Origin of the sequence: Pontibacillus halophilus JSM 076056 = DSM 19796, assembly GCF_000425205.1 — a bacterium.
Taxonomy (GTDB): domain Bacteria; phylum Bacillota; class Bacilli; order Bacillales; family BH030062; genus Pontibacillus_A; species Pontibacillus_A halophilus.
The window spans coordinates 157,577-171,769 of record NZ_AULI01000008.1; the positions used below are offsets into that span (position 1 = coordinate 157,577).

Sequence of the window (14,193 nt, forward strand, 5' to 3'; positions counted from 1 at the left end):
ACCTTTAATTTGTATTTTCTATGGGCGGTTGTTGATGGACTCGAACAATTGCTTATGCTTCGATTGTTTGCGATAGAACACAGGCGGCTCCCCAATCGGAGCGTCGACAGTGACCGATCCACCGCTAAACTCCTGCCCACTCCACAGATGAATCCACTCATCTTCTGGTAGGTATACATCCCACGTTGTCCGACCTTGTTCATAGACTGGAGCAACGAGTAGGTCGCTACCTAGCATGTATTCGTACTGGATGTTAAGTGCGTGAACATCCGTTTCGTATTCCATAAATAATGGACGCTGTACAGGTACACCCGTTTGAGCATTTTCTTCTACAAGCTCCCTTAAATAAGGTGCCAATGTACAGTGGATATCCGTCATGTCAGCAAACCGCTTCATTGTCTCTTCGTCGTGGTCGTATTGATAGCTATCCGTTGGCCGATTCCCTTCATGACTTCGCATTACAGGCGTGAATGTAGCCATTTCAAGCCAGCGCAATAAGAGTTCCTTCGTTCGCTTGTTCCCATGAAGACTTGTGTACCCCCCAATATCACTATGATGAAGCCCATTGCCAGTCATCCCCGCAGATAAAGCAGCTGGTATGACAGAAGCAATGCCGTCATCGAGGCTCCAATCTACACTCTGGTCACCCGCCCAAAGAAGTCGAGCGTATTGCTGACTTCCTGTATAGCCAGCGCGCATAAAGTAAATGATGTCATCAAGCTTCCCAGCATCTTTAACGGCTTCATAATTCACTCTTGCCCATAATGCCGGCCAAGCATTATGCATAACTTTTGCGGAGATGCCGTTATGGAGCTTCGCATCAATTGGAAGGTACTCTCCGAAATCCGCCATCCAACCATCAAGGCCAAAGTCGATAAGGTTCGTCTTAATAACGTCCTTATACCAGCTGAACGCTTTATCATTTGTCAAATCTACAATGCCACAGTCAAATTCTCCAAAATCCACTAAATAGGTTTCATCTTCTTGGTTTAGCACAAGGAGGTTCTTTTCCTTCGCTTCATTATAGAGTGAATCATCTACAACAACGTATGGATTGATGTAACCAAGGAACCGAATCCCTTCTCGCTTCCATTCCTTGATCTTCTCATCAAGGCCTGGATATTCTTTCGGATCCCATTTCCAGTTCCAATTTAATCGTCTACCGAAGGACGTGACCCGCTTTCCTTGCCAGTCCTGTACCCAAACCGCCCCGACTTTAATTCCACTGTCCCGTGCGGCATCGATTTTCTTCTGAACGGTTTCCGTGCCACCTTGGAGACCTAACCAAATTCCATCATAGGTCCACTCTGGTAGCGCGTGTTGCCGCCCGAACTGTGAGGTTAACTTCGATACAATCTCCTTATAGGTTTCTCCTGTTTCGATTTGAATCGAAGTCGGAATTTCCCATATGTGTAACTCATGGAACGATGATTTACGGAAATCAAAGTCTGCATAGGCTGACGTGTTCACGTGGCAATAATAGCCTCTGGAAGAAATAAAGGTCGGTAACGGGTAGTTCGTGTGATAGTAATCTCCACCTGCTTTATCGTGCACGTCCGCTTGCCAAGTTGTATACGTGCGTTTATTTCGGCCGACACCCGGCTCAGACGTCCATAGTGGAAAGTGCTTGCCTCTTAAATTTAGATGAGACATCTGCTCCCCACAACCATACACATATTCACTGTCTTCTGCATGTAAGCGAAGCCAGAAACGATTGTAATGATTCAATTCGTTAGAGAAATGTAGAACAAGCTTCCCTTTCTCTACCTCGAAGGACAAGTGTAACGCTTCCTCATCCTGTGCTGACCGCTTCATCTCAATTCGATAGCCCTGCTCTGCTTGACTAACATTGCTATACCGAAGTCCGAATCTTTCTTCTACATAATCCTCAATATCGAAATTTCCTCTGTACATGTCCATTTTTTCTTCACCACGCCCAATAAATAGGCACGGATTTCCAGATGTGTGTCGAAGAATAACTCTCCCATCCAAGCTAACCTGAAACCCTTGTTCCAATTCTTCAACGTGTAGTCCAATGTTCGTTTCAGAAAGTGTTCCGTTCATTCTAATTCCTCCCCTTATACGTATCCGCTTTCAAAAACTAGTTACAGTTCATTGTATCGTTGCTCCACCACTTGCTCATATTTACGATCCCACTTCTTCATGGAGAACCAGAGTGCCAAACCAGTCACGGCTGCAAGTATCGCTGTTCCTCCAAAGAACCAACCGGATACAATGGCATTCTCATAAGCCAGTCCAATTGGAGAGAATACAATATAACTAAAGACAATTAAGCTAAGCAAGATGATTGCCGTTGGGATGGCGAACTTCCATGGCACCATATCGACTTTTGGATTATCTCTAAATGTGTAAGCTTCTGGTAGTGGACGAATGATTCCGACCACGATCATGATGCCAACTTCAATAACGAATAGAATCGCTGAGATGTGGATGAAGTTCATCGTAATTTCAATCCCAAATAATTGATTTAACCCCCACACAAGCATGTAATACGTCACAACGTGGAAGATAACAGCAATCTTCGCACCAAGTGGCGGAATAAACTTCGATGCAATCCCAACAAGAACAATCGCGATGATTGGGATGTTGAAGAAGCCGGTAAACTTACGAATAATATCCCAAAGGCCGTCTGGTGCGTTCATTAGCATTGGAGAAATGAAGAAGCTAACCAATGCAAGAATCGTTCCGAACCATTTACTCACTTTAATTAGTTGTTCGTCCGTAGCATTCGGCTTAAATCCTGGCTTATAAACATCCAGTGCAAACATCGTCGCAGCAGAGTTAAGGAGTGAGTTGAAGCTTGAGAAGACCGCTCCTAGTAAGACAGCAAGGAATATGCCAGATAATAAGGCAGGCATAAGGTTCGTTACCATCGTTGGATAAGCAAGGTCGACCGTGGCAAGACCTGAACCATAAAGATGAAAGGCAATGACACCAGGAATCATCATTAGGATAGGTACCATGAGCTTGTAGAAGCCAGAGAACAGTACCCCTTTTTGACCTTCAGCCAAGTTCTTCGCACCAAGAGCTCGCTGAATCACATATTGGTTCGTCCCCCAATAGAACATGTTCATGAAGATCATCCCTGTGAAGATTGCAGAGAACGGTACGGAATCATTCGGTCCGCCAATGGCATTCAGTTTATCCGCATTCTCTGTCGTAAGCGTCTTAAATCCTTCCGTTAGACTTCCGTCTCCTAAAGCGATTAGCCCAACGATTGGGATGATCATCCCAATTACCAATAAGCCAATCCCGTTGAGCGTATCGGATATGGCAACTGCCTTAAGCCCTCCGAAGATGGCATAAATAGCACCAATGATGCCGATGACCCAAATAACAAGCCAGACAGACGACTCAAATGAGATGCCTAACAATGATGGCACATCGAACAGCTTCAGTACGGCGAGCGCACCGGAGTAAAGAACGGACGGAATCGTTACAAATGCATAGCCAAGCATGAATAATAGAACAATATATCTCCGCACCCCGTCATCGAACCGACTACTCAAGAACTCTGGCAGCGTTGAGAAAGCTCCTCCTAAATATTTAGGAAGTAAAATCAGTGCCATAACAATTACCGCAAGAGGAGCAGTTACCTCCCAAGCCATATTAGACAAGTTCGTTCGATAAGCCTGACCGTTTAATCCAATCAGTTGCTCAGCAGATAGATTCGTAAGCAATAAGCTCCCCGCGATAAATCCACCCGTTAACCCTCTCCCAGCTAAGAAATATCCATCTGAATCATTTACGGATCCTTTCGACTTCTTATAAGATATAAAGCCTACCAACCCCATGAACAATACACATGTAAGTAACGTATATGTAATTCCGCTCATCCCTTATCCCCCTATTCGCTCTTATAATTTACTCTAATATTAGGACCCACAATTCCAACATGCGCCCCATTCTCTACAAAACGACTATGTTCTGGATGAGCTAATACCCATTTGTTCCGCATGTATAGAAGCGGATCCCAAGATTTCTCTTCTTCACTCAGTTCTGTATTCGTCCCCTTCGGTAAGATGACCATGCACTTAAACCCTTGGTCTGAGACTTTACATGGAGCAAGATGAAGAGTCGTTTGATACAGTTCAACTGCTGTCCCTTGTGGTATATAAAACGCTTTCAAAAAATCCGTATGGAATGTATCCCCTTCCATATCATTCAGATGTCCAAGTAATAAAACGAAATCTGTTACAGCAACGTTGATTTCACTCCCCTTGTGAAACTCAAGCCCGCCTAAATGCGAGTTTTGACCGTTGCAATACCCAATCTGGATGTCCATGCCACCGTAGTAGCGCCGTTCTAACGCACTTTTTAGCCCCTTCTGTTCAAACCTCACTTCTGATGCAACATACACATTTCCCATCTCCGGTACTTCTGTGCCTTCCATCATCGAAAGACAAGGCTCTAACGGAAAGCCTTGCAAGACTCTCCCAAACGGCTTGAAATCCTCACTGTTCACATCATACATAGCTAGATGCTCATTGAGTTCCAACACATTCCCCATTCTCCATCCCCCTCAAAAGATGTCTACCTTTCAGAATACATTGTTACCTTTTCTGTCTAACATTCTAATGGAAGCGCATACATGTTTGCAAGACAATTTGAAAATTTTTTGAATCTTTTGTATGTTATTGGAAGAGAGGGGACAGTGGGACAGGTTCATCGTCCCTGAAGCGGGACATTGAACCTGTCCCGCTGTCCCACTTCCCCTTTCATGACCGCCATATTTCCTTTCAAGAACGTGGAGTCATGACTACGAAATGAAAGTCGCCAGGATTCGCGGTTCGACGATACGAAGACAGGCTGTATATAACTGATGTACATGGAGAGGAACGAGTCACATCAGGCATGTCCATCGATAGTTTAGACGGGCAGAGAATACCAGAAATCCGCCAGAGCCACCCTTTTCTTCAGTTGGAGCAAGAACATGAACGGGAGGAATGGAATGAGGTTATGCCAGAGTATTCATCCGCTTCTGTTCTCAACGCCGAGGGGATTCGGTTCACGCTAGATTTACAGACATTCGACCGTCCGCCCTATCAGCCAATACATTCTATAAAACCGATAAGTGATGAGGTCCTCTATATAGAGATGACAGACTTTGAATCTACGGATGATCTACTCCGTATGATGGAGGAAGGGGAAGACTGGCTCTGTGACTACAAGAAATGGATTGTCGATGTTCGAGTAAACAACGGAGGCAATGATACAAGCTTCTACCCCCTACTCCCTTACCTCTTCCATGAAGAAGGAGTCGACCTTTATGACGGGGAAGAAATGTGGTTCCAATGTACAGAGGTCAATGCAGACAGACAAATCAAACAATTCGAGGAAGAATTAAAGACTACAAACGACAATGAAACACGACGAATCCTTACTTACATAAATCAGCTCTGGAAAGAACACCGCGGAGAAGGATTGGTTCCCTTTGACTTCTCCTCTTTATTTGAATCCACCGTAATAACAGGCATGCCAATTCCAAGCAAGGTGGTATTGCTAGCAGACGTTACATGCGGAAGCTCCGGAGACACATTCGTAGATTATGCTAAACGCTCAAAGAAGGTAACGGTTATGGGGCGCGCAACGAAAGGATTAAACGATTACGCAAACCTAGCGTCCGTTGAATGGGAAGAAGGCTTTGAATTCCATTATCCAACGTCACGTCTTAGGCGTATTGATGAAGGACGAGGCATGACCGGAATTGGGATTCTCCCCCACATTCATATCCCTTGGACACCGCTACACATTGACCACGACATAGATTTAGAACGAGCGATGGACTATCTGAAGGGATAACGGCGGGACAGAGGGACAGATTCCTTGTCCCTCTGTCCTACCTACCGTGGGAGATGAAGGGCGAAGGTGGTTCCTTCTGGTGTGCTGTGCCCTAGCGTTAGGTCGCCACCTTGTGCTTGGGCGAGCAGTTTACTAAGAGGCAGTCCGATACCTAATCCCCGCTGGGTCATTTTCTTCTGGCTCCCTCGGTAGAATCGTTCAAAGATCAGCATTTGCTCTTCCTCTTTAATTCCTTTCCCTGTGTCAAGAACCTCAATAATTTCGTTTTGATCACCACGCTGTAAGCGAACAACAATGGTACCTGCACCTTCTATAGCTTGTTGTGCGTTGTTAAATAGGTTGAACAGGATTTGTTTCATTCGATAGGGATCGACATATACAGTCAGAGAAGAATCGATTTCTTCAACTTGCAGCGTAATCCTGTCTTCTTTTTGGACTAGGTTCCATTGATAAACAGTTTCTTGGAGGATACTGTGTAACGGGTGCCAATCAAGCTGAACTGAGAGCTCCCCGCTTAGAAACGAGTTGAAGTCCATTAAGTCCTCCACCATCGTTTGAAGACGTCTAATTTCAGCCAACGAAATTTGGAGAAACTCATCTGCCTCGTCCTCTTTCACAACCCCATCTTTCACAGCTTGAACTAGACCGCTAATAGAGGCTACTGGTGTTTTCAACTCATGTGTTACACCTGCAAGTAACTCCGTCCTTAGCTGTTCTAAATGCTGAAGGCGCTCTGACATGTGTTGGAAGGAATCAACAAGCTCAGACACTTCTTTCTCTTTTGGGTCAACAGGCAACTCGATATCATAGTTCCCTTGCTCAATTTCTCTCGCCGCAGAGGCCACATCTTTAATCGGTTTGACCACTTTACGAGATAGATAGTAAATACACGCCCAACCTGACACTCCTAAAAATAATAACAAGATTGCTACAAGTCCATACTCACGGTCTACATGCACAAGCTCTTCCCTATTTTGCATCACAAGCACATACCCGACCGTTGAATTGTTTACATGTATTGGGGTCTTTACGACAAAGGTTGTGCCCTCTTTCCCTGCAAAATCCACTTTTGAAATGGTTTCATCAGAGGCAATCAACGATTGGGGAAGTTTCTCATTTTTTGCAAAAGGCAACTTCGCATTCGGGAAAAGAATCATTCCCTCTCTATTAACAACGAACACGGATGGCGGAGTGTTAAATCGTAACATGCCCACACGCTTCTCGATTATCTTCTCTGTCGTTGGATTTACCGCCGCACGCCCGTTGGTTGCAACAATTCGATCTGCGAGTTCCGTTGACAGTAATTCCATGACGTTCAAGCGCTCATCAAGGGTTTGCTGGCGAATCCAAAATGTTGAGATTAGACCAATGATGAGGAGTCCTACGAGCAGGGCGGCGACGTATCTTGACGTCCAATAGCGAAGCAACGTTGTCTTTTTCGATTTATTCGACACAAAGCTGATACCCCAATCTGCGAATAGTTTTAATATGACCTTCTTCTACTGACCAATCTGTTAATTCCCGACGAATTCGCTTAATGGAAAGGTCAACGGCTCGGTCACTCCCGTCAAAATCCATCCCCCAAACCTGTTCAATGAGTTGCTCCCTTGTAAACGTCTGATTCGGATGCTTGCCAAGAAATAGGAGCAACGACAAATCTCGAGGGGTTAGCGCCAATTCTTCACCAGATAGACAGACCTTGTGAGCATCTTCATGAATCGTAAGCTGCCCATATTGCAGAACATTCTCATCAACTCGCCAACCCATCTGGCGCCGAAGTACCGTCTTTACCCTTGCGACCACTTCATTTGGGTCAAACGGCTTTGGAACAAAATCGTCTGCCCCACCATTTAATCCCTTTATGCGGTAGGGTACATCGCTGAGCGCTGTTAGCATAATAACCGGACAACTACTCCGCTTGCGAATGTGCTCTAAAACCTCCCAACCGCTCACCTCAGGAAGCATCACATCGAGTAATATAAGCGTAGGAAGCCCTTCTCGGAGTAGCTTCACCACTTCATCACCACGTTCTATGATTCGTGTTTCAAAGCCTTCTTTTCGAAGATAGACTTGTAAAACGCGGGAGATTGCCTGTTCGTCTTCCACAATCCAGATCATCCGTATCCCTCTTTCCAATCCTAGTCTCTTTACTATAAAGGATGACACCCTACTAATTGAATAAGAATGACGAAAGAAAGTGTGACCTCTCCAGCGAGGTCACACTTTCTTTCTTTATCTGATAGATTCAGGAAGGTTTAATGACTCTACTTGCTCCTTCGCTTCCTCCTTGGTCAGCTCTCCATCTTTCACTGATTCACGAATTTCCGTTAACTGCTCTCTTGTTTCTTCATCAAGCTGTTGGAACCCTTTCTTAATTGCGCGCTTCCCATTGCGCTCAGGTGGGTTGATTCCTAGCGTTTGTAGTTGCGTTTTCGCTTCTTCCTTCGTAAGTTCGCCTGCTTCTACTTGAGCTTTAATCTCTTCTAGCTGCGCTATTGTCTCTTCATCTAGACTTTCGTAAACTTTTTCCCTTACATGCTTTCCTTTAGTAAAGTGACCCGCTTCAAGCCCCAACTCTTCTATTTCAGCCTTTGCTTCTTCTCTCGTAAGTTCACCCGCATCCACTTGAGCTTTGATTTCCTGAAGTTTTTGTTTTGTATCTTCATCTAAATCTTTGACACCTTGTTGTTTAGCCTGACCCTCAACGCCATAGGCTTCCTTTATCGCTTGAAGTTGCTCTTTCGCCTCTTCTCTAGACAAGTCCCCCGATTTCACCTGTTCAAAAATCGACTTTGCTTCTGACTTCCACACACTCTCTTGTTGCTCAGTCGTATTGGCACCCTCATTTGTATCAGCGCCATTCGTTGACGCAAAGGCTACCGTTGGAACAAGCAGCGCCGTCGCCACAATACCTGCCATTACTTTCGAAGATCGTTTCATACCCATTCTTACATCAGCTCCTTTATTTATGCCGGTAACATGTACCGTATATCTACATCATAAAGAGCCAATGTGTCAGGAACATGTCAGTCTGGGACAGGGGGACAGTTGTTTTGTCCCACCCTCCCCACTCACACACTCATTTCCGCATGAACTACTTAAACACAAAAAAGAGGGACAGTTTACCTGTCCCCCTGTCCCGCGCTAGGCGTCGATGATTTGGCCTTTGCGGATGATTTTCTTTGTTAGTGGTACGTTTAGTTGTTTACAGTATCGTTTCAGTTCTTTCTCTTCTCTTGGTGTAACGATAGAGATTACAGTTCCTTCTGTATTGGAGCCAAGTCTACCTGTACGGCCTGAGCGATGAATGTACTGAGTGACATCAGTCGGGATGTCCAGATTCACGACTTGCGGAAGGTCTGGAATATCAAGGCCACGTGCTGCAATATCGGTTGCGATTAGAGCCTCGCTCTTGCCTGTCCGTAAGTTCTTAATTGCGTTCGCACGCTCGTCTTTCTTCGATTCACGGTGAATCGCGTCAACTGCGACCTTTTTATATTGAAGCTTCTCTGCCATTTCAAGCACTTTGTCAATGTGGTTCGTAAAGGCAAGTGTCTTCTTCTCTGTTCCACGAACAATTTTACGAAGTAAATCAATCTTCTCCCGCTCTTCTGCCAAGAAGTAAATATGGTCAACGTGTGGTGTCTCTACTTCGTCACGACTTACGCGAACGACTTTCGGCTGCTTCATAAAGGATTGTGCGTCTTCAGCTACTTCCTGTGGCAACGTAGCCGAGAACAGCAGAATTTGCGTTTCACTCTGCGCACTCTTCAGTATGGAATAGATCGTCTCTTTGTGCTCAGGCACCATCAGTTGATCGGCTTCGTCAAATATAAGCGTCTGCACTTCATGCATTTTCAACTTCTTCTGATTAATTAGCTCCTGTACACGACCTGGCGTCCCTACGACAATCTTCGGCTTCTTCTTCAGCTTCTCAATTTGACGCTTTACATTTGCCCCACCAATCAGTGTGGCACTTGAGTAGCCGCTTCCTGTACTCCACTTTTGAATTTGCTCATGGATTTGCATAACCAATTCATGTGAGGAGGCAAGGATTAGGGCCTGTACATGCTTCTTCTCTGGGTCAATCTTCTGAAGAACAGGCAGTAAATAGGCAAGTGTCTTCCCGCTTCCAGTAGGAGCTTCTGCAATTAAATCGTCTCCAGATTGGATAATTGGCGAACTTTGCTGTTGCACAGATGTTGCCGTTTCAAAGCCCGCTTTCTCCCACGCTTCATATATAAAAGGTTGAACGTCTCGTTCATAACCCCAGTCTGTTAAAAATTGTTGTTTAGATTCCAATGTGTGAATTCCTTTCTACACTAAGTATTTCTTCTACCTTGTATTATAGCCCATTTTGTCCTTTGGAGATAGGGCACCATTCTTTAATCAGTTCTGTTCACATCCTTAACATAATTTACATCTTATTGGTCTTGTTTCCATGAAAAGCCTCAAGTATACTAGTAAAGTACTCATTCATAAGAACTATATAATGGGCAAACTTATCGAAAGGTAAGGACGCAAAGCCACGGGCCTAAAGTAGGAAACTAAGGTCGCCGGGTTGCACTCCGTCATTGTCCCCTCCCTATTCTGGTGGGATTTTTTTGTGATGTTGTGAGAACACCGAGACATTAGACCTAGTTGCCCTATCACAGAGTTGGAGGGAACCATTATGAAGAAAGCAAACTTTTTTAACAAGTCGTTGCAACGTCAAATCTTAATCCCATTCCTATCCTTAATTACAATTGCCGGAATCGTCATCGGGATTGGTAGTTTTATGTCGACAATGAAAGTCACGAACGAAGAGTTGTCTAAGGCGATGCAGGAGCAGACACAAGTCATTAGCAACTCGATTGAAGCTGGATTGGATAAACGAGAAGTTGTTCCTGTTATGGGAGATATTCAATTCGGGGACACGGGTTATGCCGTTCTTCTTGATGAGAACGGGAGTTGGCTTTACCACCCTAACTCCGATTTAGTTGGAGACAGCAGTACCGAAGAACTTTACTACAAGAAGATTATAGAAGATGGTAAAGATTCAGGTGTTGTTCACTATACATATCAAGGCGATCAAAAGACACTTGGATATACATTCAACCCCTCGACAGGTTGGTTAATTATCGGTACCGTGTCAGATTCAGAGCTTGCCAAAGCAGCTACTCCTGTTCTTGTGAACACACTAATGATTATCGCAGTCGTGCTACTGCTTTCAGTTGGAATTACGTACCTCACTTCTCGACGCATCACAAAACCGATTGCTCGTATGGAAGATAAGATGCGTGAAGTTGCTGATGGGAACTTAACGATTGATTTAACAGAAGACATGCCGAACGAAATTGGTAAACTATCACGAACGACGCAAGAAATGAAAGAGAGCTTACGAGGTTTGATTCGTAACGTCTCCCTAGCAAGTGATTCTGTGTCTGCTCAAAGTGAAGAGTTAACTCAATCGTCCAATGAAGTGCGTGAAGGAAGCGAGCAGATTGCGTCTACGATGCAAGAACTTTCTTCTGGTGCTGAGTCGCAAGCGACAAGCGCAACGAACTTAAATGAAATGATGGAGACATTCACTGAAACCATTGGTGCCATGGCTGAAAACGGACGCGAGATTTCTGAAACGTCTACCTCCGTTCTTTCCATTACAGAGAAAGGGAGCAACCTTATGAATGCTTCTGTCTCACACATGGATTCCATTAATGTCGTGATGCAAGATTCTGTAACGAAAGTGCAAGAATTAGATAAACAAACGCAGCAAATTTCTAAGCTGATTCAAGTCATTAATGACATTGCAGAGCAAACAAATCTTCTTGCCCTGAACGCTGCCATTGAAGCTGCACGAGCAGGTGAACAAGGAAAAGGCTTTGCTGTAGTTGCAGATGAAGTTCGTAAGCTTGCAGAACAAGTCTCGAACTCAGTTGGTGAGATTACTTCAATCGTCGGGAACATTACGAAGGATACAAACAACCTTGTCACTTCTTTGACAAGCGGGTATGAAGAAGTCGATGAAGGCTCGAAGCAAATTGCTGTTACGGGTGAAACCTTCCAGCAAATTCGTCAGTCTGTTCAAGATATGGGATCACGTCTTGAAACGATGTCTACGGGTATAGACGATATTATGACGAAGACGAACACGATGAATCAGTCTGTACAGGAAATTGCTTCTGTTTCAGAAGAGTCTGCAGCAGGCGTCGAACAAGCTGCCGCTTCTGCCCAACAGTCAAGCAGTTCTATGGAAGAAGTGTCCATGAGCGCTAGTGAATTGGCCAAGCTAGCTGAACAGCTGAATCTTGAAGTGCGTAACTACCAGATTTAATTCTTTTCTCTTACCGAGTCGGATTCCGGCTCGGTTTTTTAATTGTTTTCCTTTCATTCCATATTCCCCCTTCTATTGGTACAATAACAAGAGAATGCGAACAAGAGAGGAGCGTCCTATGGAAGACCACCGGAAACAAACTTTAACGAAAGCAGCTACTTCCTATTTTCGACTCAGTTACTCGATTACAAGCATGATTCTCCTAGCTTTGACGATCGGCGGAACGATTCTCCTTAACATCTTTGATTTGGCTTTATGGTATAGTATTCCACTCTACATCCTAGTCGTACTACACGGAATCTATAAAGTAGGCTGGTATGCACATCAATACCAGATTCACCTCTGGTACGACATCCAAGAAGATCGTATTGTCGTGCATAGAGGCGTTTGGACGAAGGAACTCATCACCATCCCCATGTTCCGAATTCAACACGCGACGGTTGAGCGCGGTCCGTTGCTACGGTTCTATAACCTTGCCAACCTATCGTTTTATACCGCGGGAAGTACGTATACTATTCCTGCCATGACGAAGGCTCAGGCTGATACCGTCAAAGACGCCGTTATTAACTTAGCGAGAGCGAGGGAAGAATATTGACTCGTCAGCATCCTTTCGCCATTGCTCAGCACGGCTTTAAATTCGTTCGAAACTTAGGTATCTTTATCTTTATCGCAATTTTCCAAGATGTGTTAGATGGAGAATGGTTATTTCCATCCCTCTTTATAATAGGTTGGTTCATACTCGGGGCCTTGCTTGGCTTCTTACACTGGTATTTCTTACGATACGATTTAGACACGGAAGACTTGACCGTTTATAAAGGCGTTTTCTCGAAGAAAGTCGAGACGTTCCCATATGTTAAGATCTCAGGTGTTCACTATCAATCCAACCCACTGTTAAGACTCTTTAACCTTACATCTTTACATATCGAAACAGCAGGCAATATGGAAACGAGTGCTTCGTTGACTTTGAAGCACACAACTGCTCAGGAAATGGAGAACACGATTTTAAACTATGCAGACAACATTGAACTTACAAATGAGGAAGAACACGTTGTAGTAGAAGAATCGCCGGAGAAGAATACTGTAGACTATCGCCTTCCATGGTCCTACGTGATTGTGATGAGTGCGACCTCTAATTCGTTCTATGCGGGGTTAATCCTAATTCTATCAAGTTTAAATCGAATCTATGACTTTGCTTTCTATTCATTCGGGTTGAATCTCCCATTATCTGCTGAAGAATTCTCCTATGGAGCAATATTAGCGCTCAGTCCGTTGTTTCTCCTCCCAATCTTACTCATTTCGGTATTAGGAGCTTGGGTGTTTGGAACTATCATTGTCAGCTTGCGATACGCTAATTTCACAGTGAAACGAGACGGAGACAAACTATACATGAGTTACGGACTATGGACAACTAGACACATTGCACTGGAAGTAAGTCGGATTCAAGCCATTCGTATACAGGAAGGCATCGTTCGTAGATGGCTTGGTTTCAACTCTGTTGCCTTTGATAGCATCGGCTATGATCATTCATCGGAAGGATTGAATGAAACTGTACTCCTCCCATTAGTGAGAAGGAAGGAAACGTGGGAGTTGATTCAGCGGCTCGTACCAGAATTCTATGTTCAACCTACCCTGTCTCACTCTCCTAGCCGTGCACGTATTCGATTTTATAACAGAGGGGCATTTCTTCCTTTACTTATTCCAGCTGTAGCAGGATTTTTCTGGTCTCCATTATGGTGGCTTCTCATTGCTACACCATTCCTTCTGTACTTATCTGAGCTCCGCTTTAGAGACAACGGAATTGGAACGGTGGAAGATAAGATTGTCACCTCTAGCCGCTTGATCCAGAAAGAAATGGTGGTCATTCCGTGGCCTGGCCTACAATCCATTGACAGAACAGAATCCTTCTTTCAGCGGCGTCGGAACCTTGCTTCCTATCAAATCAGTGTCGCCACGGACAAAGTGTCGATGATGTACAACGCGAATGAATTAGACCCGAATCTTCACCCACATCTCATCTCATTCATGCAGCGCGACTAAAAGAACAGCCTATCTACTTG

At 44.6% G+C, this 14,193-nt stretch carries 11 protein-coding genes and 1 riboswitch; of the genes, 4 read left to right on the plus strand and 7 right to left on the minus strand.

Features of this window, described 5'->3' with window-relative positions; all coding sequences use genetic code 11:
• Positions 1 to 18: 18 nt before the first annotated feature.
• From H513_RS0109365 to H513_RS0109375, 3 genes are read right to left on the minus strand one after another with little or no spacing between them, the layout of a single operon-like run.
• On the minus strand, positions 19 to 2,064 hold the full coding sequence (locus H513_RS0109365) for an alpha-glucosidase (RefSeq protein ID WP_026800520.1): 2,046 nt from the start codon (positions 2,062 to 2,064) through the stop codon (positions 19 to 21).
• Between the two features lie 41 nt (positions 2,065 to 2,105).
• Positions 2,106 to 3,857, minus strand: coding sequence for a solute:sodium symporter family transporter (locus H513_RS0109370; protein WP_026800521.1), 1,752 nt, complete (start codon positions 3,855 to 3,857; stop codon positions 2,106 to 2,108).
• An 11-nt stretch (positions 3,858 to 3,868) separates the two neighbouring features.
• Positions 3,869 to 4,531 (minus strand): DUF4867 family protein, encoded by a 663-nt coding sequence (locus H513_RS0109375; protein WP_026800522.1) that lies wholly within the window; start codon positions 4,529 to 4,531, stop codon positions 3,869 to 3,871.
• A 344-nt stretch (positions 4,532 to 4,875) separates the two neighbouring features.
• Between H513_RS0109375 and H513_RS19920 the strand changes: the two genes are divergently transcribed.
• A complete protein-coding gene (locus H513_RS19920; RefSeq protein ID WP_051239830.1) occupies positions 4,876 to 5,823 on the plus strand; it encodes a S41 family peptidase in 948 nt (315 codons plus the stop codon).
• A gap of 41 nt (positions 5,824 to 5,864) precedes the next feature.
• Here the strand turns inward: H513_RS19920 and H513_RS0109385 are convergent, their stop codons facing one another.
• From H513_RS0109385 to H513_RS0109400, 4 genes are all read right to left on the minus strand, one after another.
• Positions 5,865 to 7,277, minus strand: coding sequence for a HAMP domain-containing sensor histidine kinase (locus tag H513_RS0109385; protein WP_026800523.1), 1,413 nt, complete (start codon positions 7,275 to 7,277; stop codon positions 5,865 to 5,867).
• Positions 7,267 to 7,947, minus strand: coding sequence for a response regulator transcription factor (locus tag H513_RS0109390; RefSeq protein WP_026800524.1), 681 nt, complete (start codon positions 7,945 to 7,947; stop codon positions 7,267 to 7,269). The genes H513_RS0109385 and H513_RS0109390 overlap by 11 nt, the downstream gene beginning before the upstream one ends.
• Before the next feature lie 108 nt (positions 7,948 to 8,055).
• On the minus strand, positions 8,056 to 8,769 hold the full coding sequence (locus tag H513_RS19925; RefSeq protein ID WP_051239832.1) for a hypothetical protein: 714 nt from the start codon (positions 8,767 to 8,769) through the stop codon (positions 8,056 to 8,058).
• A gap of 198 nt (positions 8,770 to 8,967) precedes the next feature.
• Positions 8,968 to 10,125: a DEAD/DEAH box helicase gene (locus H513_RS0109400; RefSeq protein ID WP_051239834.1), complete on the minus strand. Its 1,158-nt coding sequence runs from the start codon at positions 10,123 to 10,125 to the stop codon at positions 8,968 to 8,970.
• A 183-nt stretch (positions 10,126 to 10,308) separates the two neighbouring features.
• A riboswitch (cyclic di-GMP riboswitch) is annotated at positions 10,309 to 10,392 on the plus strand.
• Positions 10,393 to 10,495: 103 nt separating this feature from the next.
• On the opposite strand from H513_RS0109400, the gene H513_RS0109405 reads away from it, so the two are divergent.
• The 3 genes from H513_RS0109405 (at position 10,496) to H513_RS0109415 (ending at position 14,173) form a co-directional block, all read left to right on the plus strand.
• A complete protein-coding gene (locus H513_RS0109405; protein ID WP_231572087.1) occupies positions 10,496 to 12,136 on the plus strand; it encodes a methyl-accepting chemotaxis protein in 1,641 nt (546 codons plus the stop codon).
• A gap of 118 nt (positions 12,137 to 12,254) precedes the next feature.
• On the plus strand, positions 12,255 to 12,731 hold the full coding sequence (locus tag H513_RS20865) for a PH domain-containing protein (protein ID WP_026800527.1): 477 nt from the start codon (positions 12,255 to 12,257) through the stop codon (positions 12,729 to 12,731).
• Positions 12,728 to 14,173 (plus strand): PH domain-containing protein, encoded by a 1,446-nt coding sequence (locus H513_RS0109415; RefSeq protein ID WP_026800528.1) that lies wholly within the window; start codon positions 12,728 to 12,730, stop codon positions 14,171 to 14,173. Before H513_RS20865 ends, H513_RS0109415 begins: the two co-directional genes overlap by 4 nt.
• The last annotated feature ends 20 nt before the right edge of the window (positions 14,174 to 14,193 follow it).